At 61.1% G+C, this 23,643-nt stretch carries 27 protein-coding genes; 12 read left to right on the top strand and 15 right to left on the bottom strand.

Annotation, left to right across the window (positions count from 1 at the left end; all coding sequences use genetic code 11):
- The first annotated feature begins 93 nt into the window (after nucleotides 1-93).
- Nucleotides 94-1,041 carry a 23S rRNA (adenine(1618)-N(6))-methyltransferase RlmF gene (gene rlmF, locus DM374_RS00580; RefSeq protein ID WP_110968115.1) on the top strand — a complete coding sequence of 316 codons (948 nt, stop codon included), beginning with the start codon at nucleotides 94-96 and terminating at the stop codon, nucleotides 1,039-1,041.
- Nucleotides 1,042-1,111: 70 nt separating this feature from the next.
- Here rlmF and DM374_RS00575 read toward each other — a convergent pair whose 3' ends face one another.
- Nucleotides 1,112-1,393, bottom strand: a complete 282-nt coding sequence (locus DM374_RS00575) for an HU family DNA-binding protein (RefSeq protein WP_095154313.1) — start codon at nucleotides 1,391-1,393, stop codon at nucleotides 1,112-1,114.
- Nucleotides 1,394-1,802: 409 nt separating this feature from the next.
- Between DM374_RS00575 and yejK the strand changes: the two genes are divergently transcribed.
- Complete coding sequence (gene yejK, locus DM374_RS00570; RefSeq protein ID WP_095154315.1) at nucleotides 1,803-2,810, top strand: nucleoid-associated protein YejK; 1,008 nt, start codon at nucleotides 1,803-1,805, stop codon at nucleotides 2,808-2,810.
- Between the two features lie 124 nt (nucleotides 2,811-2,934).
- A complete protein-coding gene (locus DM374_RS00565) occupies nucleotides 2,935-4,152 on the top strand; it encodes a DUF2599 domain-containing protein (RefSeq protein ID WP_110968114.1) in 1,218 nt (405 codons plus the stop codon).
- Between the two features lie 16 nt (nucleotides 4,153-4,168).
- Here the strand turns inward: DM374_RS00565 and DM374_RS00560 are convergent, their stop codons facing one another.
- Nucleotides 4,169-4,459, bottom strand: coding sequence for a GIY-YIG nuclease family protein (locus DM374_RS00560; protein ID WP_110968113.1), 291 nt, complete (start codon nucleotides 4,457-4,459; stop codon nucleotides 4,169-4,171).
- Nucleotides 4,460-4,661: 202 nt separating this feature from the next.
- Here DM374_RS00560 and DM374_RS00555 point away from each other — a divergent pair, with 202 nt between their 5' ends.
- Nucleotides 4,662-5,918, top strand: a complete 1,257-nt coding sequence (locus DM374_RS00555; protein WP_110968112.1) for a DUF2599 domain-containing protein — start codon at nucleotides 4,662-4,664, stop codon at nucleotides 5,916-5,918.
- Here the strand turns inward: DM374_RS00555 and DM374_RS00550 are convergent.
- Nucleotides 5,915-6,382 carry a nuclear transport factor 2 family protein gene (locus DM374_RS00550; protein WP_110968111.1) on the bottom strand — a complete coding sequence of 156 codons (468 nt, stop codon included), beginning with the start codon at nucleotides 6,380-6,382 and terminating at the stop codon, nucleotides 5,915-5,917. The genes DM374_RS00555 and DM374_RS00550 overlap by 4 nt on opposite strands.
- Before the next feature lie 227 nt (nucleotides 6,383-6,609).
- On the opposite strand from DM374_RS00550, the gene DM374_RS00545 reads away from it, so the two are divergent.
- Nucleotides 6,610-7,938: a DUF2599 domain-containing protein gene (locus DM374_RS00545; RefSeq protein ID WP_110968110.1), complete on the top strand. Its 1,329-nt coding sequence runs from the start codon at nucleotides 6,610-6,612 to the stop codon at nucleotides 7,936-7,938.
- A gap of 4 nt (nucleotides 7,939-7,942) precedes the next feature.
- Here the strand turns inward: DM374_RS00545 and DM374_RS00540 are convergent, their stop codons facing one another.
- From DM374_RS00540 to DM374_RS00485, 12 genes are all read right to left on the bottom strand, one after another.
- The gene (locus tag DM374_RS00540; RefSeq protein ID WP_225422438.1) at nucleotides 7,943-9,217 is read right to left on the bottom strand and encodes a CynX/NimT family MFS transporter; all 1,275 of its coding nucleotides are present in this window, start codon (nucleotides 9,215-9,217) and stop codon (nucleotides 7,943-7,945) included.
- A 13-nt stretch (nucleotides 9,218-9,230) separates the two neighbouring features.
- Nucleotides 9,231-9,881, bottom strand: a complete 651-nt coding sequence (locus DM374_RS00535) for a FadR/GntR family transcriptional regulator (protein WP_110968108.1) — start codon at nucleotides 9,879-9,881, stop codon at nucleotides 9,231-9,233.
- A gap of 176 nt (nucleotides 9,882-10,057) precedes the next feature.
- Complete coding sequence (gene hisC / locus DM374_RS00530; protein WP_110968107.1) at nucleotides 10,058-11,104, bottom strand: histidinol-phosphate transaminase; 1,047 nt, start codon at nucleotides 11,102-11,104, stop codon at nucleotides 10,058-10,060.
- 2 nt (nucleotides 11,105-11,106) lie between these two features.
- Nucleotides 11,107-12,432 carry a histidinol dehydrogenase gene (gene hisD / locus DM374_RS00525; RefSeq protein ID WP_110968106.1) on the bottom strand — a complete coding sequence of 442 codons (1,326 nt, stop codon included), beginning with the start codon at nucleotides 12,430-12,432 and terminating at the stop codon, nucleotides 11,107-11,109.
- 125 nt (nucleotides 12,433-12,557) lie between these two features.
- Nucleotides 12,558-13,193 (bottom strand): ATP phosphoribosyltransferase, encoded by a 636-nt coding sequence (gene hisG / locus DM374_RS00520; RefSeq protein ID WP_110968105.1) that lies wholly within the window; start codon nucleotides 13,191-13,193, stop codon nucleotides 12,558-12,560.
- A gap of 99 nt (nucleotides 13,194-13,292) precedes the next feature.
- A complete protein-coding gene (gene murA, locus DM374_RS00515; protein WP_095159620.1) occupies nucleotides 13,293-14,558 on the bottom strand; it encodes a UDP-N-acetylglucosamine 1-carboxyvinyltransferase in 1,266 nt (421 codons plus the stop codon).
- 25 nt (nucleotides 14,559-14,583) lie between these two features.
- Entirely contained in the window at nucleotides 14,584-14,823 is a 240-nt protein-coding gene (locus DM374_RS00510) for a BolA family protein (RefSeq protein ID WP_095159619.1), read from the bottom strand.
- 115 nt (nucleotides 14,824-14,938) lie between these two features.
- Complete coding sequence (locus DM374_RS00505) at nucleotides 14,939-15,244, bottom strand: STAS domain-containing protein (RefSeq protein WP_110968104.1); 306 nt, start codon at nucleotides 15,242-15,244, stop codon at nucleotides 14,939-14,941.
- Nucleotides 15,241-15,891: an MlaC/ttg2D family ABC transporter substrate-binding protein gene (locus DM374_RS00500; protein ID WP_110968103.1), complete on the bottom strand. Its 651-nt coding sequence runs from the start codon at nucleotides 15,889-15,891 to the stop codon at nucleotides 15,241-15,243. Before DM374_RS00500 ends, DM374_RS00505 begins: the two co-directional genes overlap by 4 nt.
- Before the next feature lie 9 nt (nucleotides 15,892-15,900).
- Entirely contained in the window at nucleotides 15,901-16,368 is a 468-nt protein-coding gene (gene mlaD, locus DM374_RS00495; RefSeq protein ID WP_110968102.1) for an outer membrane lipid asymmetry maintenance protein MlaD, read from the bottom strand.
- A complete protein-coding gene (mlaE, locus tag DM374_RS00490) occupies nucleotides 16,368-17,165 on the bottom strand; it encodes a lipid asymmetry maintenance ABC transporter permease subunit MlaE (protein ID WP_095159615.1) in 798 nt (265 codons plus the stop codon). Before mlaE ends, mlaD begins: the two co-directional genes overlap by 1 nt.
- Nucleotides 17,166-17,975: an ATP-binding cassette domain-containing protein gene (locus DM374_RS00485; protein ID WP_095159614.1), complete on the bottom strand. Its 810-nt coding sequence runs from the start codon at nucleotides 17,973-17,975 to the stop codon at nucleotides 17,166-17,168.
- Between the two features lie 291 nt (nucleotides 17,976-18,266).
- Here DM374_RS00485 and DM374_RS00480 point away from each other — a divergent pair, with 291 nt between their 5' ends.
- From DM374_RS00480 to hpf, 7 genes are all read left to right on the top strand, one after another.
- Entirely contained in the window at nucleotides 18,267-19,241 is a 975-nt protein-coding gene (locus DM374_RS00480) for a KpsF/GutQ family sugar-phosphate isomerase (RefSeq protein WP_095159613.1), read from the top strand.
- Nucleotides 19,241-19,762, top strand: coding sequence for a KdsC family phosphatase (locus DM374_RS00475; RefSeq protein ID WP_110968101.1), 522 nt, complete (start codon nucleotides 19,241-19,243; stop codon nucleotides 19,760-19,762). The genes DM374_RS00480 and DM374_RS00475 overlap by 1 nt, the downstream gene beginning before the upstream one ends.
- Before the next feature lie 8 nt (nucleotides 19,763-19,770).
- Nucleotides 19,771-20,343, top strand: coding sequence for an LPS export ABC transporter periplasmic protein LptC (lptC, locus tag DM374_RS00470; protein ID WP_095159611.1), 573 nt, complete (start codon nucleotides 19,771-19,773; stop codon nucleotides 20,341-20,343).
- Entirely contained in the window at nucleotides 20,330-20,854 is a 525-nt protein-coding gene (gene lptA, locus DM374_RS00465; protein ID WP_110968100.1) for a lipopolysaccharide transport periplasmic protein LptA, read from the top strand. Before lptC ends, lptA begins: the two co-directional genes overlap by 14 nt.
- A complete protein-coding gene (gene lptB / locus DM374_RS00460) occupies nucleotides 20,854-21,579 on the top strand; it encodes an LPS export ABC transporter ATP-binding protein (protein WP_095159609.1) in 726 nt (241 codons plus the stop codon). Before lptA ends, lptB begins: the two co-directional genes overlap by 1 nt.
- 177 nt (nucleotides 21,580-21,756) lie before the next feature.
- Nucleotides 21,757-23,250, top strand: coding sequence for an RNA polymerase factor sigma-54 (locus tag DM374_RS00455; RefSeq protein ID WP_110968099.1), 1,494 nt, complete (start codon nucleotides 21,757-21,759; stop codon nucleotides 23,248-23,250).
- Between the two features lie 81 nt (nucleotides 23,251-23,331).
- Nucleotides 23,332-23,640: a ribosome hibernation-promoting factor, HPF/YfiA family gene (hpf, locus tag DM374_RS00450; protein ID WP_110968098.1), complete on the top strand. Its 309-nt coding sequence runs from the start codon at nucleotides 23,332-23,334 to the stop codon at nucleotides 23,638-23,640.
- Nucleotides 23,641-23,643: the final 3 nt, after the last annotated feature.

Genomic DNA, 23,643 nt, shown 5'->3' with positions numbered 1-23,643 from the left:
CTGGCCAGCCAGCTCCCACAGGGTACGCGCCCGATCAATCACTTATGTGGTGTTACAGGAAGAGCGGGCTTGCCCGCTCTTGTATTTCCGACTATGAACAAGCCCACCCTGCACCCACGTAACCGCCACCAAGGCCGCTACGACTTCCCCGCCCTGATCAAGGCGCACCCGGACCTCGCCCGCTTCACCATCACCAACCCTTACGGCAAGCCGAGCATCGACTTCGCCGATCCCGAGGCGGTGCGGGTGTTCAACCGGGCGCTGCTCAAGGCGCAATACGGCATTCAGTTCTGGGATATTCCCGCCGACTACCTGTGCCCGCCGATTCCGGGCCGTGCCGACTATCTGCATACCCTCGCGGATCTGCTGGCCGAGGACAACGGCGGCGAGATTCCCCGTGGCGTGCAGGTCCAGGCACTGGATATCGGCGTCGGCGCCAACTGCATCTACCCGCTGCTGGGTAATGCGGATTACCGCTGGCGCTTCGTTGGCTCGGACATCGACCCGGTGGCGCTGGCCGCAGCCGGCGCTATCGTCCAGGCCAATGGCCTCGGCAAGTTCATCAGCCTGCGCCAGCAGGGCAATCGCAAGCACATCCTTACCGGCCTGCTGGCGGCGGATGAACGCTTCGACCTCAGCCTGAGCAACCCGCCCTTCCACGCCTCCCGCGAGGAAGCCACCCGTGGCAGCCAACGCAAATGGCGCGCCCTGGGCAAGGCCGACCCCAAGCGCAAGCTGCCGGTGTTGAACTTCGGCGGCCAGAACAATGAGCTGTGGTGCGAGGGCGGCGAGATCCGTTTCGTGACGCAACTGGTCAACGAGAGCAAGGCGCTCGGCCAACAGGTGCTGTGGTTCAGCAGCCTGGTGTCGAAAGCCTCGAATCTGCCCGGCATCGAGGCGGCGCTGAAGAAGGCCGGCGTGCTGGAGCAGAAAGTGCTGGAGATGGGCCAGGGGCAGAAACAGAGCCGTCTGGTGGCCTGGACTTTCCAGGACGCGTCAGCGCGCCAGCAATGGCGTCAACAACGCTGGAGCAGCAAGTAACGCCCTTTCGCAGGCGTAAAAAAACCGCGTCGGGTTCGCACCCGGCGCGGTTTTTTTGTGCTGTTTACAATTACTTGTTTACAGCGTCGGTCAGCACTTTGGCTGGCACGAACTTGACGACTTTCTTGGCAGCGATTTCGATGGCAGCGCCAGTCGAAGGGTTGCGGCCGGTACGGGCAGGACGCTCGGAGATTTTCAGCTTGCCAATGCCTGGCAGAGTGATTTCGCTACCGTTTTCCAGTTGATCAGCAACGATCTGGCCCAGTTGCTCCAGTGCGTTACGCGCGGTGGTTTTCGGCGCGTCGATTGCTTCAGCGATATCGGCGATCAGTTGGTCTTTGGTCAATGCCATGGTGGTGTTCCTTCCCTAATCAAATTCAGTGGGTTTGCAGAGTGCTGCGTCAGCCATCGGGTCCGGCCCCGCGAATGGTCGGCGGGTCGGGTACTTCCATTTGCCAATCGCGTATGTAGATACACAAAAATGCGTTTGGTTCGACGGGACGCCAGCGAACTGCCAGCAATGCGCCGCACAGGGGGCGCAAGACCGGGCAAAACTACCACAGGAATAGATAAATATCCGCCTCACACAGGCCAAATGTTCAGGTTTTTCGGGGGTTTACACAAAATATCGCAAAAAACAGAACAAAAACCGAACCCCTCCCCCCGTCACCCACTCGGCAAGCCCGTCATCAGCCCCGGCTGAGTTACACTTGGCAACTTTGCCGAGCCCTGCGCCGGCCCTTCACCGAGCCGAGAATTCCATGCCGATCCGTCATTGCATCGTTCACCTGATCGACAAGAAACCCGATGGCAGCCCCGCCGTGCTGCACGCCCGCGACTCCGAACTGGCCGAGTCGACCGCCATCGAAAACCTGCTGGCCGACCTCAACGACAGCTACAACGCCAAACAGGGCAAAGCCTGGGGATTGTTCCACGCCGAATCCGGGGCGCATCCGTTCAGCGGCTGGCTGAAGGAATACCTCGACAGCGACAAGACCTTCACCGACTTCAGCCGCATCGCGGTGGAGCATCTGCAAAAGCTGATGGAAGAGTCCAACCTGTCGGTGGGCGGGCATGTGCTGTTCGCGCACTACCAGCAAGGCATGACCGACTACCTGGCAATCGCCCTGCTGCACCACAGCGAAGGCGTAGCGGTGAACGCCGAGCTGGATGTCACCCCGTCCCGCCACCTGGACCTGAGCCAATTGCACCTGGCGGCGCGCATCAACATCTCCGAGTGGCGCAACAACCAGAACTCGAAGCAGTACATTTCCTTCATCAAGGGCAAGAACGGCAAGAAAGTCTCGGATTACTTCCGCGACTTCATCGGCTGCCAGGAGGGCGTCGACGGGCCCGGTGAAACCCGCACCCTGCTCAAGGCCTTCAGCGACTTCGTCGAGAGCGAAGACCTGCCCGAGGAAGCCGCCCGCGAGAAAACCCAGACCCTGGTGGACTACGCCACCAGCCAGACCAAGGCCGGCGAGCCGGTGACCCTCACGGAACTCTCCGGGCTGATCGACGAAGAGCGCCCGCGCGCGTTCTACGACCATATCCGCAACAAGGACTACGGCCTGTCGCCGGAGATCCCCGCCGACAAACGCACCCTGAACCAGTTCCGCCGCTTCACCGGCCGCGCCGAGGGGCTGTCGATCAGTTTCGAGGCGCACTTGCTGGGTTCGAAGATCGAATATGACGAAGAAGCCGGCACCTTGATCATCAAGGGCCTGCCTACCCAACTGACGGATCAGTTGAAACGTCGCAAGGACTGAACCCGGAACCACTGATCTGAACTGATATTTTTGTCAGTAGTCGCGCTTCTCCCTGGCTGCTTACTCTCGACTCGTCACGGCCTGACACCTTCGAGACTTCGCCCCGCAGCCAGGAATGTGAGAAATGAAAACCACCACCCTGCTCGTCCTTACCGCAGCAACGGTCTGCGCGCTTGCAATGAGCCCAGCCCGCGCAGAGCTTGGTGACGATGTCGTCGCCAAGCTGATCGCCCGCTACAACGATGTCCGCCCGAGTTGCGGACGTGAACCCGCCTACGCCTGTAGCGGCGTGGTCATGAGGGCGCTTCATCCCAATGTGACGTTTGGTCCGTGGAGCGTCAGCCCGGTGGCCAAGGAGAGTGGCGGGATTTCGGCGTCTTACCTGCGCAAGGACGCTAACTTCAAGACACTGGCCTGGAACCTCACCAGCGGCATCATCCTCGACAACGTTGCTGACAACCCGAAAGACCAGGTGGATTACACCGTGCTCTGCTCATTCCCGGTCGATGCAGGCGCAAGTAATCGCACGCTAAACGGTTGTGCAGATTCCAGCGATACAACCGATCACATCGAAAAACAGTGCCAGGAAAAAAACGTGACGACCGCTGAACAGTGGCTGGCTGATTACAAGGCGGGTGGTCGCAACAACAGCAAGCAGTGCGGCTTCGATGTACGCCCCGGTCGCAAAGACCAGACCACTGCCTTTTACGAAAGCCTCCGAGCCACGAACCTGCTGGCCAGGGAATCCTACGGTATCCATAACGAACTGCGCATCGCGATCTGGAATGAAAACAACCCGCGGATAGAGCCCTCCGTACTGGCCACGTTCTTTGTAACGGACGACGGCCGCTACGGCGCCAGGCTGTACCAGATCCAATATTGGTATCACACCCACACACAAGTCCCGGTGGTGGACATAAAAATGCCGCAAACCCTGGCGGAAGACGCACGGTTTTCATTCAACAAGAATGATCAGGTCATTTATCCGACGACGGAAAAGAACGCTTGCCCGGCCTATATCCAGAGCGCCAAGTGGATCGAGCGAGACGATCCAGGTTTCAAAAGAAAAATTTGGTCACTGTCGGTCGTTCCCACCGAGTGCGGCAGAAAAATTGGCCCTGGGCAGACCAATAACTTCTTCAACGAACTGGTGACCTTTCATTGGAACTACGCCCAGTGGAAGGACAACACGGACAACCGGGTCAACAACGTAGCCAGCATGCGTCGACAACTCGTCTGCCATTTCCTCATTGCGAGAAACAAGCCCGAGTGGAACCTGGAACCTTCAAGGCGTTACGTCGAGATTGATGAGTCCAAGAGTAAGGGCTGCAACAATATTTAGAGGCGTCGCTCGCCATTTAAATACCCTGCGCCGCAAAGGAAGCCACCAGTGCTTCCTTTGCGCTCTTCCTCAACGCTTTGATCAACCGCTCGTGGCGCAGCGCCTGGGACTTGTCCGGCCAGGCCTCGACGTACACCAGCGCCACTGCCGGGCTGGTGCTGAAGTAGCGGGCACCACGTCCCTGTTGGTGCGCGGCGAAACGGCGTTCGGGGTTGTCGCTGATGCCGCAGTACAACGAGCCATTGGCAGCCCGCACCAGGTAGACGTACCAAGGCTTGTCAGGTGTCGCGGTGGCGTGTTCGGTCACAGGTTGTCGGGTCTGGAGTGGAAAAGCCGCCAGCTTAATACCCGCAGCCGCAGCCTGAAACACCCAGCAGCCATGAGATGGCGTCAGTACCGCTTATCCGAACTGATATTTCTGTCAGTAGTCATCTGCACCGCCACCGCCCTATGTTCTTCGCAACGCTATTGCTCAGACGTTTTTATCTGGAGTCCTCGGAGGTCCCCACATGGTCGCATACAGACGGTCCCTGCTCCCTGTCACAGGCCTACTTACGCTGATCAGTGCCTGCATTGTCCAGGCCGCTCCGAGCGACCCGACGAAAGCACTGCAGGAGCGCTACAACAACACCGTGAGCTACTGCAATAACAACCCCTCTCAACCGGCGTTGCTCTGCTCCGGGCTGATTGTGCGTGGGCTGTTTCCTTCAAAGAACTACAAGTTTTACGAACCCAGCCCGGCAAGTATCAAAAGCGGTGCGATCTCCGCATCCTACTTGCGACGTGACGCCAACTTTCCAAAGCTCGCATACAACTACACAAGCGGTGTGATTCTCGACAACGCACAACTCAATCCCAACGCACATGAAGACCTGACCTACCTCTGTTTCTTTCCAATCGATGCAGCTACCGAGTACCGCGTCGACAAGGGATGTGGTGATTCAAGCCTGACGAGCAATCGCGAAAGCTGGTGCCAAAACGAAGGGGTAGTCAACGTTGAACAGTGGGATGCGCAGTATCGGCGCAAGCAGTCCGATCACTCGGCACAATGCGCCTTTGACCTGAACGGACAGCGCAACGCCGGAGCCGGCCAGGCGTTCTACGCGGGTATCCAGGCAATGGGCAGAATCACTGAAAAAACCAATACTCAGAACGAACTGCGCATCGCCAACTGGAAGGTGGAGCCACCACGTTCGCCATCACTGCTGGCGGCCTTCTATACCGAGCCGGCCGGCCTGGCAGGCGCACGCCTTTACCAACAGCAATGGTTTGAAGCAACGGGCCAGGAACTACCGATCATCCATCTACGTCTACCGCCGGAACAAAGCGGTAGCGCCGAGTTCATCTACAAAGCCGAGGATCAACTGGTGCTTGCCGCAAGCCCGGCGGAGCCAGGCCAGACAGCGGCCGGCGCGGCAGCGAGCGCAGCGACTTGCTCGTCTTATATCCAGAGCAGTCGCTGGGCATACGAGATGGAACCCGGATTCAGCACCTACGTATGGCGGCTGGAAATCACACCGACGCCTTGCGGGCGCCAGGCACGGGAAAATCAAACCGACGCGTTCTACAAGGAACTGATGAACCGGCACCTCAAGGACTCGCAGTGGAAAGACAACACCGTCAATCCCGATCAGAACGTTGCCAGCATGCGTCGGCAGTTGGTCTGCCACCTGCAACTGCACCGTGATGCGCCACTGTGGACCCTGGAGCCGTCACGGCGCGCTGTCGATCATGCCGCCGCCGTCAGTAAAAACTGCGATTTCTAACCGCGCTGGAATGCCTTCAGGCCCTTGAGCGCCTGCTGGTGAACCTTGTTGCGCAGGAACGGCGTCCAGCCCAATAGCACACCCGGTGTGCCCAGTGCCTGGCGAGACCAGCGCCAGAAATCGAAGACATCATGGTGCTGACAGATCTTGCCGTCGCGAATGACGAAACTGGCGTGGATGTCGTTGACCACGATGCGACCGGTCTGGCTGAACAGGTAAGTGGCGACCCAATGGGCGGAGCCCCCCCGCTCATCGGCGCACACATTATCGAAGGTCAGGGAAAAATCCTTGGCCCGGGTGGTGAGCATCCGCCACATGTCACCGGCATCCCGGCCACGCAGTGTGCCGAAGGCCGGGTCGCTGAACACGATATCGTCGCTGTAGCAGGCAACCATGGCCTCGGCATCCAGGCGCTGGAAGGCCTGGTAAAAACGGGTAATCAGCTCACTGTTGGCGTCGCTCATGACGGCCGTCTCCGCAAAGATCAGCGTTGCACCATAGACCGATTGCTGGCGTCAGGCCAGCAGCATTGACCGGGTGAATGCCTGTCCCTCGGGCGCACGCTACAACCACTCGTCAGAACTGATATTTCTGTCAGTAGTCGCCGAAACGTCCCGCCTCCTATCCTCAGCCAGCCTTTCCGCAATGACCGGATCACCCAGTCAAAGGCCTGCGAAAGAGGGACTTGCCCATGCTTACCCGCAGCATTCTGTTCGTACTCTCGACCTTGGGCGCCAGCCTGTGGGTACAGGCGCAGGAGACTGATCCGCAACGGTCCGCCCAGGCCACCGTGGAGCGGATCAACCGCAACTACAACACGCTGGACAACGCCTGCAAGGAAGTCGGCAGCGGCGCACCACGCGGCCACTACTACTGCAGCGGCGTGACCTTGCGGATGGTCAACGACGGGCCATTCAATCCCTGGGACTACAGCCCCTACGCCGTCAAGACCGGCGCCACCTCCTGGACCTGGCTGCGTAGCGACCTGAGCATCAACACCCTCGTCCATCCTGCCGGGATGATCATCCGCAACCCGGTGGATGCCGAGCGGTTAGCCGCGCCGGTCAAGCAGGAAGGATTCGTCTGCATCTACCCGTTCGATGCCGGCACCGGGCCGGATCGCAAATGGCATGGCTGCGGCGATTACGGCAAGGGACAACCCGCCACTGCCGGCCAGGTCGGGACTGCCAACCTGAATGCCACGACCGCCTACGGAACGTGTCCCGAAAAAGGTGTGAAAAGTCTGACCGAATGGCAGAAAGCCTACGGCAATACGACGGTCCAGCGCGTCCAGTGCTCGTTCAACGCCGACGACCCGGCGCAGTGGGACGAAATGATCCGGATCCATGAGTCCCGGGCGAAAGCCAACAACACCGCGCCCCTTGCCGTACGCACGCTTACCAACGAGTTCATGATGCGCAACGCCTCCGAGACCTCGGATGGTTCCGACACGAAGAAGTACATCGACGCCTTCGTCTACAATCCGAACAGCAACTTCAACTACTCCACCTACGGTGACACCAAGCCGCAAAAGCCCGAGGACGGTCTCACCAGCGCCCGCAACTTCCAGAAAAAACTGGCCGCGGCGGGTTTCATCGTGCCCATTGTGCGCGTCGACTTCACCAAGCCCGCCACCGCGCGCTTCGCCTATGTCGAGAGCGATCAGGCCATTGCCCAGCAGACGGTGCCTGCCAACACGCCCGGCAAATACATCGAGTCAAGCGAATGGAGCAGCTACACCAACGCCACCACCAAAAAGCTGGAATGGTCGCTGAAGGTCATTCCGACGGCCCATGGCCGCACCATCGGCGAAAATGAAACCGAAGCCCTGTATCAGGAACTGCTCGCCCGCAACGGCAATGACCCCGAGTGGCGCGACAACGAACGGCAGGTCGGCAGCATGCGCCGCCAACTGGTGTGCCTGCTGGTCAAGTATCCAAAGAAGTCGGAGTGGTATATCGAGCCCTCACGGCCCAATGTGAACCACGCAGCGGCCATCAAGGCTGACTGCAATCCTTGATGGGTCAGATCCGCTCGCTGATAGCCCGCACGTGCAACGCGCGGCCCGCCTTGAGGCCGAAGAGGATCGCTCCACCGCCCAGCACCGCGAAGATCCAGCCTACCGCGGCCCAGCCGCCGGTCAGGTCATGCACCAGCCCGACCGCGAAGGGCCCCGCCGAGGCCAGGGTGTAACCCACGCCCTGGCTCATGCTCGACAGGTTGGCGGCGACATGGGCATCCCGCGAGCGCAGCACGATAAGCGTCAGCGCCAGGGCGAAGGTGCCGCCCTGGCCAATCCCGAGCACCACCGCCCAGCCCCATAACCCGCCAAGAGGCGCATACAGGCAGCCGAACAGACCGGCCAGGGTCAGCGCCATCACCACGACGATCGCCGGGCGCTGGTCCTTGCCGCGGGTTGCCAGCATCGGCGCGGTCAGGGCACTGACCAGTTGCACGATCACCGAGCCGGACAGCACCAGCCCCGCCTCAGTCGGGCTGAGGCCGCGGCCAATGAGGATCGATGGCAGCCAGCCGAAGACGATATAGGCCAGCGACGATTGCAGGCCCATATACAGGGTCACCTGCCAGGCCAGCGGATCGCGCCACAAGCCGCGCACGCGATAGGCCACATGATGTACGCCATGCCCCTGGCGCGCCTGGGGCAACCAGAACAGTGCGGCTACCACCGCAGGCACCAGCCAGAAGCCCAGGCCCAGAGTCCAGTTGTCGCCGAAGTAATGACTCAAAGGCACCGTGGCCCCGGCCGCCAGCGCCGCGCCCAGGCACAGGGCCATGGTGTAGACGCCCATCAGCGTCCCGGCATGGGCCGGAAAGTCGCGCTTGACGATGCCCGGCAGCAGCACGCCGATCACCCCGATACTGGCCCCGGCAATCAGGCTGCCACCGAACAGCCCGATGCTGCCGAAGCTGCTGCGCAAGGCAATGCCGCCCGCCAGGCAGAGCAGGATGAACAGGACCACCCGCTCGCTGCCAAAACGCCGCGCCAGGACCGGCGCCAACGGCGCGAACAGGCCCAGGCAGAGCACCGGCAGGGTCGTCAGCAGGCCGGCCTGGGAACCACTGAGGCCGAGGCTGGCGGAAACATTCCCGAGCAACGGCGACATGCTCGACAGCGCCGGACGCAGGTTCAACGCCACCAGCACCAGACCCAGCAGCAACAGCCACGGCTTTGGCAAGCGCACGGGCGGCTGGAGATCGTCGTCGGCTTCGGCATCAATCAAAAGGTCATCAAGCACCGGCCCCTGGGGCGCGGGCTTGTGGGAAAGGTCTTGGCCCATGGCAGTCTCGAAGTCAGGGTTCATTGATCAGTGTCCGGCTCAGGGCCTTGGCCCGCTCCGGATCTTGTCGTTCGACGGCGTCGAGAATCGCTTCATGCAGATCGAACACCGCCTGATTGCGCGGCGACCTGCTCATGCTGTGTTCCAGCTTCATCGCCACCACGCTGGAGAAGTAGCGATACAACTCGCTTAACGCCGGGTTGTGCGCGGCATCCACCAGACGCTGGTGGAAGGCCAGATCGCAACAGATGTAATCGCCCAGATCACCGTGGAAGTGATTGCCGCTGGCGCGCAGGGCTTCATGCAGGCCGACCAGGTCTTGCTCGGTGCGCCGAAGTGCCGCGAGGCCGATCGCTTCGGCTTCCAGCAGGTGCCGCGCCTCCCGCGCATGCTCCAGGCTGCAACTGGACAACGCCTGCACCGCCGGAAGCGGGTCCGAGGCGGTCTTCAGATAACTGCCGTCACCCTGGCGCACTTCCACCAATCCGCTGAAGGCCAACACGCGTACAGCTTCGCGCACGGTGTTGCGGCTTATGCCGAGGTCGGCGGCCAGTTCAGGCTCGGTCGGCAGGCGCTGGCCAACCGACCAGGCGCCGCTGGTGATGCGCTGGCGGAGTTGTTCGACAGCTTGTTCGACGAGGGAACGCTTGATGAGCTGGGTCATAAAAGGGCTTACGTCCAATCATCGGATGAATTTAAGGAAGGCAAGAGTAACGGGTTGTTTCAGTGGAAAGCAAACGGGGATGAGGCATCGCGACGGTTCGGCGCCCCGACGAGCTCGCTCCTACAGAGTTCCATCATCTCTGTAGGAGCGAGCTTGCTCGCGATGCGGCCACCAGATCAGTTCAAAGCGTCAAGCAACGCCTGATTCTGCTCTTCGGTACCGATGGTGATACGCAGGAACTGGCTGATCCGCGGCAGCTTGAAGTGACGCACGATCACCCCTTGCTCCCGCAGTTTGCCCGCCAGTTCACCGGCATCCTGCTGCGGATGGCGAGTGAAGATGAAGTTGGCCGCCGACGGCAGCACGTCGAAACCACGGGCAGTCAGTTCGCTCACCAGCTTCTCGCGGCTGGCGATGACCTTGTTGCAGGTTTCTTCGAAATACTCGCGGTCGTCGAAAGCGGCCGCCGCGCCAACGATGGCCAGGCGATCCAGCGGGTAGGAGTTGAAGCTGTTCTTGATCCGCTCCAACGCCTCGATCAGGTCCGGATGGCCCACCGCCAGGCCGACCCGCAGCCCCGCCAGGGAGCGCGATTTGGACAGGGTCTGGGTCACCAGCAGGTTCGGGTAGCGATCCACCAGGCTGATGGCGGTCTCGCCGCCGAAGTCGATGTAAGCCTCATCCACCACCACCACCGACTCGGTGTTGGCTTTGAGCAGTTGCTCGATGGCGTCCAGCGCCAGCAGGCAGCCGGTCGGCGCATTGGGGTTGGGGAAGATGATCCCGGCATTGGGCTTGCGGTAGTCCGCGACGCGGATCTGGAACTGCTCGTCCAGCGCCACTGGCTCGAAGGGAATGCCGTACAGGCCGCAGTAGACTGGATAGAAGCTGTAGCTGATATCCGGGAACAGCAACGGCGCGTCGTGCTGGAACAGGCCGTGGAAAATGTGCGCGAGCACTTCGTCCGAGCCGTTGCCGAGAAACACCTGGCTGGGCTGCACGTCGTAGTAACGGGCAACGGCCTGCTTGAGCAGGTCGCTGTTCGGGTCCGGGTACAGGCGCAGGTTGTCGTTCAGCTCGGCGCGCATGGCGTCTAGCGCCTTCGGCGACGGGCCATAGGGGTTTTCGTTGGTGTTGAGCTTGACCAGTTTGGTCAGCTTCGGCTGCTCACCCGGGACGTAAGGCACCAGGTCCTTGACGAAGGGGCTCCAGAATTTACTCATGTTCAGTTGCCCTCTTGGTCGGCAAGGATGCGGTATTCGGCACTGCGCGCGTGGGCGCTGAGGGATTCTCCGCGGGCCAGGACCGACGCGGTCTTGCCCAGTTCGGAAGCACCCTGTTCGGAGCAGAAGATGATCGACGAGCGCTTCTGGAAGTCATACACCCCCAGCGGCGAGGAGAAACGCGCGGTGCCGGAGGTCGGCAGCACGTGGTTCGGCCCGGCGCAGTAGTCGCCCAGCGCTTCGCTGGTGTGGCGGCCCATGAAGATCGCGCCGGCGTGGCGAATCTGCGGCAGCCAGGCTTGTGGATCGGCGACCGACAACTCCAGGTGTTCCGGAGCGATACGGTTGGCGACTTCGATCGCCTGCTCCATGTCACGGACATGGATAAGCGCGCCACGGCCGTTGATCGAGGTACGGATGATCTCGGCACGGTCCATGGTCGGCAGCAGCTTGTCGATGCTGGCGGCGACACGGTCGAGGAACCCGGCATCCGGGCTGACCAGGATCGACTGGGCGTCCTCGTCGTGCTCGGCCTGGGAGAACAGGTCCATGGCGATCCAGTCCGGATCGGTCTGGCCGTCGCAGACCACGAGGATTTCCGAAGGGCCGGCGATCATGTCGATGCCCACCTGGCCGAATACATGGCGCTTGGCGGTGGCAACGTAGATGTTGCCCGGGCCGACCACCTTGTCCACCTGCGGCACGCTCTCGGTGCCGTAAGCCAGGGCCGCGACCGCCTGGGCGCCGCCGATGGTAAAGACCCGGTCGACGCCGGCGATACACGCCGCCGCCAGCACCAGCTCATTGATCTCGCCACGCGGGGTTGGCACCACCATCACCACTTCCTTGACGCCGGCAACCTTGGCCGGAATGGCGTTCATCAATACCGACGACGGGTACGATGCCTTGCCGCCCGGTACGTACAGGCCAGCACGGTCCAGAGGGGTGACTTTCTGGCCGAGGACGGTACCGTCGGCTTCGGTGTAGATCCAGGAGTCCTGCTTCTGCCGCTCGTGGTAGATACGCACGCGCTCAGCGGCCTTTTCCAGGGCCTGGCGCTGCTCCGGGGTAATCCGGGTCAGGGCCAGTTCCAGGCGCTCGCGGCCGAGAATCAGGTCATCGATGGATTTGGCGTCGACGCCGTCGAAACGCTGGGTGAACTCCACCAGCGCCGCATCGCCGCGCTCGCGCACGGCCTTGATGATGTCGAGGACCCGCTGGTTGACCGCGTCGTCGGACACGCTTTCCCAGCTCAGCAGATGATCCAGATGTCGGGCGAAATCCGGGTCAGCGGCATTGAGTCGGCGAATTGCAGTGGACGTGGTCATAGCTAAGGCCTCGGTAATTGGCGAATGCTCAGGCGCCCTTAAGCTACCAGTCCATACGCGCGGGCACCCGAGATAATTGGCTATGACGCGGATAGACGGGCGCGACCGAACGTCGCGCGCAGAGGTCAGTCGCGGTGTCGCGATTCCACCGCCTGACGCAGGGTGTCGATCAGGCTCTGGATACGGGCGTGCTGCATCTTCATGGATGCTTTGTTGACCACCAGGCGGGAGCTGATGGTAGCGATGACGTCCTGGGGCTCCAGGCCGTTGGCGCGCAGGGTGTTGCCGGTGTCGACCACGTCGATGATCTTGTCGGCGAGGTTGACCAGCGGTGCCAGCTCCATCGAGCCGTACAGCTTGATGATGTCAACCTGACGGCCCTGTTCGGCGTAGTAGCGCTTGGCAACGTTGACGAACTTGGTCGCCACGCGCAGGCGGCCTTTCGGCTCCGGCGCGCCGATGGCACCCGCGGTCATCAGCTTGCAGCAGGCGATCTTCAGGTCCAGCGGCTCATACATGCCCTGGCCGCCGTATTCCATCAGCACGTCCTTGCCGGCCACACCCAGATCGGCGGCACCATGCTCGACATAGGTCGGCACGTCGGTGGCCCGCACGATCAGCAGGCGTACATCGTCCTGGGTCGTGGGGATGATCAGTTTGCGGCTTTTATCCGGATTCTCGGTCGGGACGATGCCCGCTTCCGCCAGCAGCGGCAGGGTGTCGTCGAGAATGCGGCCCTTGGACAGCGCGATGGTCAACATGGGAAACGTCGGTCCTTATGCGGCTTAAAGCCGCCGGCCCATGCAGGCAACCGGCGGCGTTCAATTCAATTCGTGGCGCATCCTTGCGCCGCAGGCAGACTAGCCCGGTACGCGGCGGATCTTCGCGCCCAGCATCTGCAGTTTTTCCTCGATGCACTCGTAGCCACGATCTATGTGGTAGATGCGATCGATCAGGGTGTCACCTTCGGCGACCAGCGCCGACAGCACCAGGCTGGCGGAAGCCCGCAGGTCGGTGGCCATTACTGGCGCGCCCTTGAGGGTCTTGGTCCCGGTGACGATGGCGGTGTTGCCTTCGACCTGGATCTGCGCGCCCATGCGGTGCATCTCGTAGACGTGCATGAAGCGGTTTTCGAAGATCGTCTCGATCACCGCGCCAGTGCCTTCGGCAATAGCGTTGAGCGAGATGAACTGCGCTTGCATGTCGGTCGGGAACGCCGGGTACGGAGCGGTACGCAGGTTGACGGCTTTCGGCCGCTTGCCGTGCATGTTCAGCTCGATCCAGTCTTCACCGGTGGTGATCTCGGCGCCGGCTTCCTTGAGTTTTTCCAGGACGGCTTCGAGGATGGTCGGATCGGTGTCCTTGACCTTGACGCGACCGCCAGTAACGGCAGCGGCAACCAGGTAGGTACCGGTCTCGATACGGTCGGGCATCACGCGGTAGGTCGCCGAACCCAGGCGCTCGACGCCATCGATGGTGATGGTGTCGGTGCCAGCGCCCTGAATCTTGGCGCCCATGGCGATCAGGAAGTTGGCCAGGTCGACCACTTCAGGCTCGCGCGCAGCGTTCTGCAGCACGCTGCGGCCTTTGGCCAGTGCGGCGGCCATCATGATGTTCTCGGTGCCGGTCACGCTGACGGTGTCGAAGAAGAAGTGCGCACCGCGCAGGCCACCTTCAGGCGCCTTGGCCTTGATGTAGCCGCCTTCGACCTCGATCTTCGCGCCCATGGCTTCCAGGCCGCGGATGTGCAGGTCAACCGGACGCGAGCCGATGGCGCAACCGCCAGGCAGAGCGACTTCGGCTTCGCCGAAACGGGCAACCATCGGGCCCAGCACCAGGATCGAAGCGCGCATGGTTTTCACCAGCTCGTACGGCGCGACCAGGGTCTTGATGGTGCGTGGATCGATTTCCACCGCCAGCTTCTCGTCGATCACAGGCTCGATGCCCATGCGACCGAAAAGCTCGATCATGGTGGTGATGTCGTGCAGGTGCGGCAGGTTACCCACGGTAACCGGGCCGTCGCACAGCAGGGTGCCGGCCAGAATCGGCAGGGCCGCGTTCTTGGCACCGGAGATGCGGATCTCGCCGTCAAGACGAGCGCCGCCAGTAATAATCAGTTTGTCCATTTGGATTCTCGCCGCCACAGGTGGCTCAGGTGCGCTCAGCCCAGGCTGCGCTGCTGAAAAATTTCATGGTGACCGCGTGGATGCTGCCATCGGTGATCCACGGGTTAAGGTGAGCATAGATCTGCTGCTGACGCTTGACCGGGCTCAATGCCGCCAGCTCGTCGCTGATTACGTTCAATTGGAAGTTGCAGCCTTCGCCTTCAACTTCGACCCGGGTGTCCGGCAACTTTTCTTCAAGGAAGTTCTTAACTTCTACGGCCTGCATGCTCAACCTCGATCGGCGCCCTGTGCGCGCGGGTCGGCCATCATACAAAAAAGCCCCTCGCCTGCGAACCCCGTAAACGAGGACTCTGACAGAGGGGCCACGATTCGCGTGGTCGTCACTGCAGCGTCAGCAGCTCGTCCAGACCGTACACTTCAGCGATTTCCCGCATGCCGTGGGGCATGCCGCGGACCTCGAACTGCTTTCCGGTCGCCTGGGCATCACGCATGAAGCCCAGCAACAACGACAGTCCGACACTGCTGGAGCGCTCGACACCGGTGCAATCGAGCACCAACTGGCTGGCCGGGCTCGATGCGATCAGCGCCTTGCCCTGCTCGCGCAGGACCGGGCCGGACCGGTAATCGAGGGTGCCGGCCAGGCCCAATACGCCCGGCTCGACCAATTGCACAGTGCCACCACTCATTGCGCTTGCTTCTCCGCTGCATCCGCAGTGGCTTCCTTGGCCTTGGCGACTTCGCCGGCCCAGCCATCAATAGTCTTGTCCAGGTCGTTGCCGTTGCGCTGCATGGCATCGGCGAACTGATCGCGGAACAGCTTGCCGATGTTGATGCCGTTGACGATGACGTTACGCACCTTCCATTCGCCGTTGAGCTGGGTCAGGGTGTAAGACACGGGATAGACGGCGCCATTGTTGCCCTTGACCGTCATATCGACGCTTGCGCGCCCCTCGCCGTCGTTTTTCTCGTTGCCGACGGTGATGCCCTGGTTGTTGTACTCCAGCAAGGCGTTGCCATAGAACTGCATCAGGCTGCGCTTGAAGTTTTCCTGGAAGCGCTGCATCTGCTCCGGGGTCGCCTTGCGCGAGTACTTCACGGTCATGATGCTTTTCGAGATGCCGTCGGCATCCACCACCGGACCCAGGTTGGCATTCAGTGCCTCGTAGAACGCACCGGGATTGGTCTTGTACTGCTCCTTGTTGGCCTTGAGGTCGGACAACAATTGCGTGGTGGTGGTCTGGATCACTTCTTTGGGCGACTGAGTCGCCGCAACGGCCAGCAGTGGCATGGCCGCCAGCAACACCAGCAAGCCGCGTCGCAGGATGGAAATCATGGAAACTCCTTATTTAGCTTCTTTGCCTACGGTATTGAGCAGGAACTTGCCAATCAGATCTTCCAGTACCAGCGCCGACTGGGTGTCATGAATGACACCGCCGTCCTTGAGCACGGCGTCTTCCCCGCCGACACTGATGCCAATGTACTTCTCGCCGAGCAGCCCGGCAGTCAGGATCGATGCAGTGGAGTCGGTAGGCAGGTTGTCTACGCTTTTTTCCAGCTGCAGGGTCACCCGACCGGTATAGGTATCGCGGTCCAGATCGATGGCCGTGACCTTGCCGATGGTCACACCGGCCATGGTCACTTTTGCTCTGACAGTCAAACCGGCGATATTGTCGAAATTTGCATAAAGTTTATACGTATCGCTGCTGGGGCTGGCGGACAGGCCGCTGACGCGCAGGGCCAGCAGGAGCAGCGCCAGGATCCCGGCCAGGAGGAACAGGCCGACACCGATTTCCAGGGTGCGGTTTTGCATCAGAAATCTCCAAACATCAAGGCGGTCAGAATAAAGTCCAGTCCCAGGACTGCCAGCGAGGCATAGACCACGGTTCTGGTGGTGGCTCGACTGATCCCCTCTGAAGTGGGCTCACAGTCATAGCCTTGGAATACGGCAATCCAGGTAACGACAAAGGCAAACACGACGCTCTTGATAACGCCGTTGAGCACGTCGTCGGTGAAGGACACGCTGTTCTGCATGTTCGACCAGAACGAGCCTTCGTAAACGCCCAGCCAGTCCACCGCGACCCACGAGCCGCCCCAGATCCCGACGACGCTGAAGATCATCGCCAGCAGCGGCAGAGAAATGAAACCGGCCCACAACCGTGGCGCGACGATGTACTTGAGCGGATCCACGCCGATCATTTCCAGGCTGGAAAGCTGCTCGGTGGACTTCATGTTGCCAATCTCGGCGGTCAGCGCCGAACCGGCACGTCCGGCAAACAGCAAGGCAGTCACCACCGGCCCGAGCTCACGCAGCAGCGTGAGGGCAACCATCTGCCCCACGGCCTGCTCCGAACCATACTTGGCGAGGATGCTGAAGCCTTGCAGCGACAGCACCATGCCAATGAACACACCGGAAACCACGATGATCGCCAGCGACATCACGCCAACGGAGTACAACTGGCGAACCAGCAACTGGAAACCACCACCGATACCGCCGCGCCCCACGAGGGCGTGCAGCAGGAACAGGCACGAACGCCCCATGACCGCGACCACGTCGATGGCCGAACGGCCAAAACGGCGGATACGTTCGAGTAAGGATTTTCTGCGCATCTAACGCTTCCCCAGGAGATCGGCGCGGTAGTCTGGCGCAGGAAAATGGAAAGGCACCGGCCCGTCGGGGTCACCTTTCATGAATTGGCGAATACGCGGGTTGTCCGAGTTCATCAGTTCCTCGGGCGTGCCCTGGCCGAGTACCTGGCCGTCACCCACGACATAAATGTAGTCGGCGATACTCGCAGTTTCCGCCAGATCGTGAGAGACCACGATGCTGGTGATACCCAGGGCGTCGTTGAGCAGGCGGATCAGGCGCACCAGCACGCCCATGGCGATCGGGTCCTGACCGACGAATGGCTCGTCGTACATGAGTATCTGCGGGTCCAGCGCAATCGCCCGGGCCAGCGCCACCCGGCGCTTCATGCCACCGGACAGCTCGTCCGGCATCAGCTCGATGGCGCCGCGCAGCCCCACCGCCTGAAGTTTCATCAGGACGATGTCGCGGATCATTTCCTCGGACAGCTTCGTATGGACGCGCAGCGGGAATGCGACGTTCTCGAACACGTCGAGGTCGGTGAACAGCGCGCCACTCTGGAACAGCACGCCCATGTGCTTGCGGGCATCGAACAGATCACTGCGCGACAGCGTCGGCAGGTTCTGCCCCGCGACCCAGACTTCGCCGCTGGCGGGCCGCAGTTGCGCGCCCATCAGACGCAGCAGCGTGGTCTTGCCACACCCCGAAGGCCCCATGATTCCGGTGACCTTGCCCTTGGGAATGCGTATGTCGACATTATTGAAGATGCTGCGCGAGCCGCGCTTGAAGGTCACACCCTTCAACTCGACCGCGTAGGCGTTATCAACGCTCATCTAGACTCCTTGCGATGCAGCCACGTCACTCAGACGCACGCCTCCTTCATGGAGGCACGCAAGTATCGAGCGGGCCGAACTGGTGGCGAACTATAGCATCGCTGGCAGGCCCTTCCCAAGGCCATCGCGATGCCTGTTCAGGCCCTGTACAGGCCATCATGCGCCATTGTGGTGTGGAACCTGCACGCGACAAATCGCTCAAACAGGCGTACGCCGGGTAATCCGCAGGTGAGGCTTTCGTGCATTCCCGCTATAATCCCGGCCTTTTCATCAGGCAACCCGATTTCCGACATGAGCCAATCCACCGACCTGATCCAATCCGCACAGCGCACCATCCGCTACGAAATCGAAGCGGTAGAAGGCCTGCTGGCCCATATCGACGCCGACTTCGTGAAGGCTTGCGAACTGATCCTGGGGAGCAAGGGCCGCGTTGTGGTGGTGGGCATGGGCAAATCCGGCCACATCGGCAACAAGATTGCCGCGACCCTGGCCAGTACCGGAACCACGGCATTTTTCGTCCACCCCGCCGAGGCGAGCCATGGCGACATGGGCATGATCACCCGGGACGACATCATCCTGGCGCTGTCCAATTCCGGCTCCACCGCCGAAATCGTTACCCTGTTGCCGCTGATCAAGCGCCTGGGCATCAAGCTCATCAGCCTCACCGGCAACCCTGAATCGCCATTGGCCAAGGCCGCCGAGGTCAACCTCGACGCCCGCGTCGCCCAGGAAGCCTGCCCGCTCAACCTGGCGCCAACCTCCTCGACCACCGCAGCACTGGTGCTGGGCGACGCCCTGGCCATCGCCCTGCTCGAGGCCCGCGGCTTCACCGCCGAAGACTTCGCCTTCTCCCATCCGGGTGGCGCGCTGGGTCGCCGCCTGCTGCTCAAGGTCGAGAACGTGATGCACGCCGGCGACGAACTGCCCGAGGTTCAACGCGGCACCCTGCTCAAGGACGCGCTCCTTGAAATGTCCCGCAAAGGTTTGGGCATGACTGTCGTGACCGAAGCGGATGGCAGCCTGGCCGGAATCTTCACTGACGGCGACCTGCGCCGCAGCCTGGATCGCAATATCGACGTGCACAAGACCTTGATCGAAGAGGTCATGACCGTCCACGGCAAGACCGCCCGCGCCGACATGCTCGCCGCCGAGGCCCTGAAGATCATGGAAGACCACAAGATCAGCGCACTGGTAGTGGTCGACAAGGCCGACCGCCCGGTCGGAGCCCTGAACATGCACGACCTGCTGCGCGCCGGAGTGATGTGATGAATACCCTGTTGCAACGTGGCAAGGCCATCAAGCTGGCCGTTTTCGACGTGGATGGCGTACTGACTGATGGCCGCCTGTATTTCCTCGAAGACGGCAGCGAATTCAAGACCTTCAACACCCTCGACGGTCAAGGCATCAAGATGCTGATGAACTCGGGCGTGACCACCGCGATCATCAGCGGCCGCAAGACCCCGGTGGTCGAGCGCCGCGCGAAGAATCTTGGTATCCCGCACCTGTATCAGGGTCGCGAGGACAAACTGGTGGTGCTGGACGAACTTCTCGGCCAGCTCGGCCTAAGCTATGAAGAGGTCGCCTACCTGGGCGACGACCTGCCTGACCTGCCGGTGATTCGCCGGGTCGGCCTGGGCATGGCGGTCGCCAACGCCGCGTCGTTCGTGCGCGAACACGCCCATGGCGTCACCCAGGCCCGCGGCGGCGAAGGTGCGGCTCGCGAATTCTGCGAACTGATCCTGCAAGCCCAGGGCAACCTGGAAGCGGCAAACGCCCATTACCTGTAGAGCCAGCCATGTTCAGCAAGAAAATCCGCAATATCGCGCTGTTCAGCGTGATGGCCGCGCTGCTCGCAGCGGTCGGCTACTGGAATATCGGTCCGGAGAGCTTCCTCGACCAGCCCGTTGCCCAGGTCGACGAAAGCGCTATCGACTACTATGCGATCAACGCCCACAGCGTGCAGTACCTGCCTGACGGCAAGCTGCAATACGAAATGACCGCGGACAAGGTCGAGCACCTCAAGGCCAGCGAAGTCACGTTGCTGACTACGCCAGACCTGCAGATGTATCGCGGCACGGCCTACCCATGGCACGTGCAGAGTGCTCGTGGCGAGGTCAACCCGGACGGCACCGAAGTTGAATTGATCGACTCGGTACGGGTTGCCCGCACCGACGACCAGAACCGCACAACCATCATTACCTCCAGCCGCATGACGGTATTCCCGCAGAAGCAATATGCGCAAACCGAGCAAGACGTTAGAATCGACGGCGCCGGTGGCGTGACTACGGGCAAGGGAATGAAAGCGTATTTGAAAGACGGCAGGATGGACCTGCTGTCCAACGTAAGAGGACAGTATGAGGCTCGTTAAAACCCTCCCCTTTTTGCTCAGCCTGAGCGCAGCACTGGGAAGCGCGAGTGCCTGGGCCCTGCCTAACGACCGCGATCAACCCATTCGCATCCAGGCCGACGACGCCCAACTGGACGACAAACAAGGTATCGCCACCTACAAAGGTGACGTGATCATCACTCAAGGTTCGATGATGATCAAAGGCAACGTCGTGACCCTGACACGCGCGCCAAACGGCGACATCGATGTGGTGACTTCGCTGGGCACCCTGGCTTATTTCGAACAGCAGCAGGACGCCGCAAAGCCGGACAAGATGCAAGGCTACGCCAAGCAGATCCAGTACCAGGCTCAAAAAGACCTGGTGGTGCTGACTGACCAGGCCAAGGTTGTCAACGCAGGCAACACGACCGAAGGCGAGAAGATCGTCTACAACACCAAGACCCAGGTCGCCACCGCCGGTCGCGGCGGCAAGGTTTCGACGCCACGTCCGCGTATCGACATGGTGATCCAGCCGAAGAAGAAGGCCGAGTAATGGCAACCCTTAAAGCCCAGCACCTGGCCAAGAGCTACAAGAGCCGGCAAGTCGTGCGTGACGTCAGCCTGTCGATCGACAGCGGCCAGATCGTCGGCCTGCTCGGCCCTAACGGCGCCGGCAAGACCACCTGTTTCTACATGATCGTCGGCCTGGTCCAGGCCGATCAGGGCCGCGTACTGATCGACGATCTGGACGTCAGCCACCAGCCAATGCACGGCCGCGCACGCGCCGGCATCGGCTATCTGCCCCAGGAAGCCTCGATCTTCCGCAAACTGTCGGTGGCCGACAACATCATGGCGATCCTGGAAACCCGCAAGGAACTGGATCGCGAAGGTCGTCGCAAGGAGCTGGAAAGCCTGCTGCAGGAATTCCACATCAGCCACATCCGCGACAACCTCGGCATGAGCCTGTCCGGCGGCGAGCGTCGCCGCGTGGAAATCGCCCGCGCCCTGGCAACCGCACCGAAGTTCATCCTGCTCGATGAACCTTTCGCCGGCGTCGACCCGATCTCGGTCGGCGACATCAAGCAGATCATCCACCACCTGAAAGCCAAGGGCATTGGCGTTCTGATCACTGACCACAACGTCCGTGAAACGCTGGATATCTGCGAAACTGCTTACATCGTCAACGATGGCCAACTGATCGCCGAAGGCGACTCGGAAACCATCCTGGCCAACCAGCTCGTCAAAGAGGTTTACCTGGGCCACGAGTTCCGTCTGTAGGCTCGCGTATCGGAGTGGTCCGAGCGCTGCAATTCAGCCACGATTGCGGCTTAATTGTTACAGCGCTCTAGGCAAACGCTACAGTTTCAGGCATATATCTTGCTTAGAATTGGCGCCTGAGCGCCCCTGTAGTTGATGGCGCATGCGCGCCGGCGAATAAGGTGTTAAGCCCCAGCCATGAAACCATCGCTCGTCCTAAGAATGGGCCAGCAACTGACGATGACCCCGCAGTTGCAACAGGCTATCCGTTTGCTCCAGCTCTCCACACTGGATCTGCAGCAGGAAATCCAGGAAGCCCTGGAGTCCAACCCGATGCTCGAGCGCCAGGAAGAAGGCGAAGACTTCGACAACAGCGACCCAATGGCCGACAACGCCGAGTCCAAGCCTGTTGCCGAGTCCCAGGAGAGCAGCTTCGAGCAATCCACGCCCACCGTGGAAAACCTCGAAGAAGGCGAATGGAACGAGCGCATCCCCAACGAACTACCGGTCGATACCGCCTGGGAAGACATCTACCAGACCAGCGCCAGCAGCCTGCCAAGCAACGACGATGACGAGTGGGACTTCACCACCCGCACATCGGCCGGCGAGAGCCTGCAAAGCCACCTGCTCTGGCAGTTGAACCTGGCACCGATGTCGGACACCGACCGACTGATCGCTGTAACCCTGATCGACTGCATCAACAATCAGGGCTACCTCGACGAGACGCTGGAAGAAGTTTGCGAATCCTTCGACCCTGAACTGGATATCGAGCTGGACGAGATCGAAGCCGTCCTGCACCGCATCCAGCAGTTCGAACCCGCCGGTATCGGCGCACGCAACCTGGGCGAATGCCTGTTGCTGCAATTGCGCCAACTGCCCGCCAATACACCGTGGATGGCCGAGGCCAAGCGACTGGTCAGCGATTACATCGACCTGCTCGGCAGCCGCGACTACAGCCAGCTGATGCGCCGCATGAAGCTCAGGGAAGACGAGCTGCGCCAGGTGATCGAACTGGTCCAGAGCCTGAATCCACGCCCTGGCTCGCAGATCGAGTCGAGCGAACCCGAGTACGTGGTTCCCGATGTGATCGTGCGCAAGGACAGCGATCGCTGGCTGGTGGAGCTGAACCAGGAAGCGGTACCGCGACTGAGGGTCAACCCGCAATATGCCGGCTTCGTTCGCCGCGCCGACACCAGCGCCGACAACACCTTCATGCGCAACCAGTTGCAAGAAGCCCGCTGGTTCATCAAAAGCCTGCAAAGCCGCAACGAGACGCTGATGAAGGTGGCGACCCAGATCGTCGAACACCAGCGCGGCTTCCTCGACCACGGCGACGAGGCGATGAAACCGCTGGTACTACACGACATCGCCGAAGCGGTGGGCATGCACGAATCGACGATTTCCCGGGTCACCACGCAGAAATACATGCACACGCCCCGCGGAATCTATGAGCTGAAGTACTTTTTCTCCAGCCACGTCAGCACCTCCGAAGGCGGTGAATGCTCGTCCACGGCGATCCGCGCAATCATCAAAAAACTGGTTGCCGCGGAAAATCAGAAAAAGCCATTGAGTGACAGCAAGATCGCTGGTTTACTGGAGGCACAAGGCATCCAGGTAGCACGTCGCACCGTCGCCAAGTACCGCGAATCCCTCGGCATCGCACCGTCGAGTGAGCGCAAGCGATTGATGTGACCTTCCCTGAGGTGTGCCATCGCAATTCAGTGGCAGGCGCAACACCTGCCTCTTTATGCACGGCAACAAAGGAGAAGCAGTATGCAAGTCAACATCAGTGGACAACATGTAGAAGTCACTCAGCCGCTGCGCGAATATGTGGAGCAGAAGCTCAAGCGCCTGGAGGGCCATTTCGACAAGATCACCAATGTGCAGGTGATCCTGAAAGTCGAGAAACTCCAACAGAAAGTGGAGGCCACCCTGCAGATTCCCGGTGGTGAAGTGGTAGCAAACGCCGAAGACGCAGACATGTATGCCGCGATCGACTCCTTGGCCGACAAGCTCGACCGCCAACTGAAAAAACACAAGGAAAAACAGCAAAGCCTGCTGCAAGGTACGGCTGCACGCTGATCC

Source organism: Pseudomonas huaxiensis (assembly GCF_003231275.1).
GTDB lineage: Bacteria > Pseudomonadota > Gammaproteobacteria > Pseudomonadales > Pseudomonadaceae > Aquipseudomonas > Aquipseudomonas huaxiensis.
Note: the sequence above shows the minus strand (reverse complement) of the source record. Positions and strands in the feature narration are given on the sequence as shown.

Coding starts and splice junctions, on each gene's coding strand:
- rlmF (WP_110968115.1), top strand. CDS start 94: ATGAACAAGCCCACCCTGCACCCACGTAACCGCCACCAAGGCCGCTAC.
- DM374_RS00575 (WP_095154313.1), bottom strand. CDS start 1,393: ATGGCATTGACCAAAGACCAACTGATCGCCGATATCGCTGAAGCAATC.
- yejK (WP_095154315.1), top strand. CDS start 1,803: ATGCCGATCCGTCATTGCATCGTTCACCTGATCGACAAGAAACCCGAT.
- DM374_RS00565 (WP_110968114.1), top strand. CDS start 2,935: ATGAAAACCACCACCCTGCTCGTCCTTACCGCAGCAACGGTCTGCGCG.
- DM374_RS00555 (WP_110968112.1), top strand. CDS start 4,662: ATGGTCGCATACAGACGGTCCCTGCTCCCTGTCACAGGCCTACTTACG.
- DM374_RS00550 (WP_110968111.1), bottom strand. CDS start 6,382: ATGAGCGACGCCAACAGTGAGCTGATTACCCGTTTTTACCAGGCCTTC.
- DM374_RS00545 (WP_110968110.1), top strand. CDS start 6,610: ATGCTTACCCGCAGCATTCTGTTCGTACTCTCGACCTTGGGCGCCAGC.
- DM374_RS00540 (WP_225422438.1), bottom strand. CDS start 9,217: ATGGGCCAAGACCTTTCCCACAAGCCCGCGCCCCAGGGGCCGGTGCTT.
- DM374_RS00535 (WP_110968108.1), bottom strand. CDS start 9,881: ATGACCCAGCTCATCAAGCGTTCCCTCGTCGAACAAGCTGTCGAACAA.
- hisC (WP_110968107.1), bottom strand. CDS start 11,104: ATGAGTAAATTCTGGAGCCCCTTCGTCAAGGACCTGGTGCCTTACGTC.
- hisD (WP_110968106.1), bottom strand. CDS start 12,432: ATGACCACGTCCACTGCAATTCGCCGACTCAATGCCGCTGACCCGGAT.
- hisG (WP_110968105.1), bottom strand. CDS start 13,193: ATGTTGACCATCGCGCTGTCCAAGGGCCGCATTCTCGACGACACCCTG.
- murA (WP_095159620.1), bottom strand. CDS start 14,558: ATGGACAAACTGATTATTACTGGCGGCGCTCGTCTTGACGGCGAGATC.
- DM374_RS00510 (WP_095159619.1), bottom strand. CDS start 14,823: ATGCAGGCCGTAGAAGTTAAGAACTTCCTTGAAGAAAAGTTGCCGGAC.
- DM374_RS00505 (WP_110968104.1), bottom strand. CDS start 15,244: ATGAGTGGTGGCACTGTGCAATTGGTCGAGCCGGGCGTATTGGGCCTG.
- DM374_RS00500 (WP_110968103.1), bottom strand. CDS start 15,891: ATGATTTCCATCCTGCGACGCGGCTTGCTGGTGTTGCTGGCGGCCATG.
- mlaD (WP_110968102.1), bottom strand. CDS start 16,368: ATGCAAAACCGCACCCTGGAAATCGGTGTCGGCCTGTTCCTCCTGGCC.
- mlaE (WP_095159615.1), bottom strand. CDS start 17,165: ATGCGCAGAAAATCCTTACTCGAACGTATCCGCCGTTTTGGCCGTTCG.
- DM374_RS00485 (WP_095159614.1), bottom strand. CDS start 17,975: ATGAGCGTTGATAACGCCTACGCGGTCGAGTTGAAGGGTGTGACCTTC.
- DM374_RS00480 (WP_095159613.1), top strand. CDS start 18,267: ATGAGCCAATCCACCGACCTGATCCAATCCGCACAGCGCACCATCCGC.
- DM374_RS00475 (WP_110968101.1), top strand. CDS start 19,241: ATGAATACCCTGTTGCAACGTGGCAAGGCCATCAAGCTGGCCGTTTTC.
- lptC (WP_095159611.1), top strand. CDS start 19,771: ATGTTCAGCAAGAAAATCCGCAATATCGCGCTGTTCAGCGTGATGGCC.
- lptA (WP_110968100.1), top strand. CDS start 20,330: ATGAGGCTCGTTAAAACCCTCCCCTTTTTGCTCAGCCTGAGCGCAGCA.
- lptB (WP_095159609.1), top strand. CDS start 20,854: ATGGCAACCCTTAAAGCCCAGCACCTGGCCAAGAGCTACAAGAGCCGG.
- DM374_RS00455 (WP_110968099.1), top strand. CDS start 21,757: ATGAAACCATCGCTCGTCCTAAGAATGGGCCAGCAACTGACGATGACC.
- hpf (WP_110968098.1), top strand. CDS start 23,332: ATGCAAGTCAACATCAGTGGACAACATGTAGAAGTCACTCAGCCGCTG.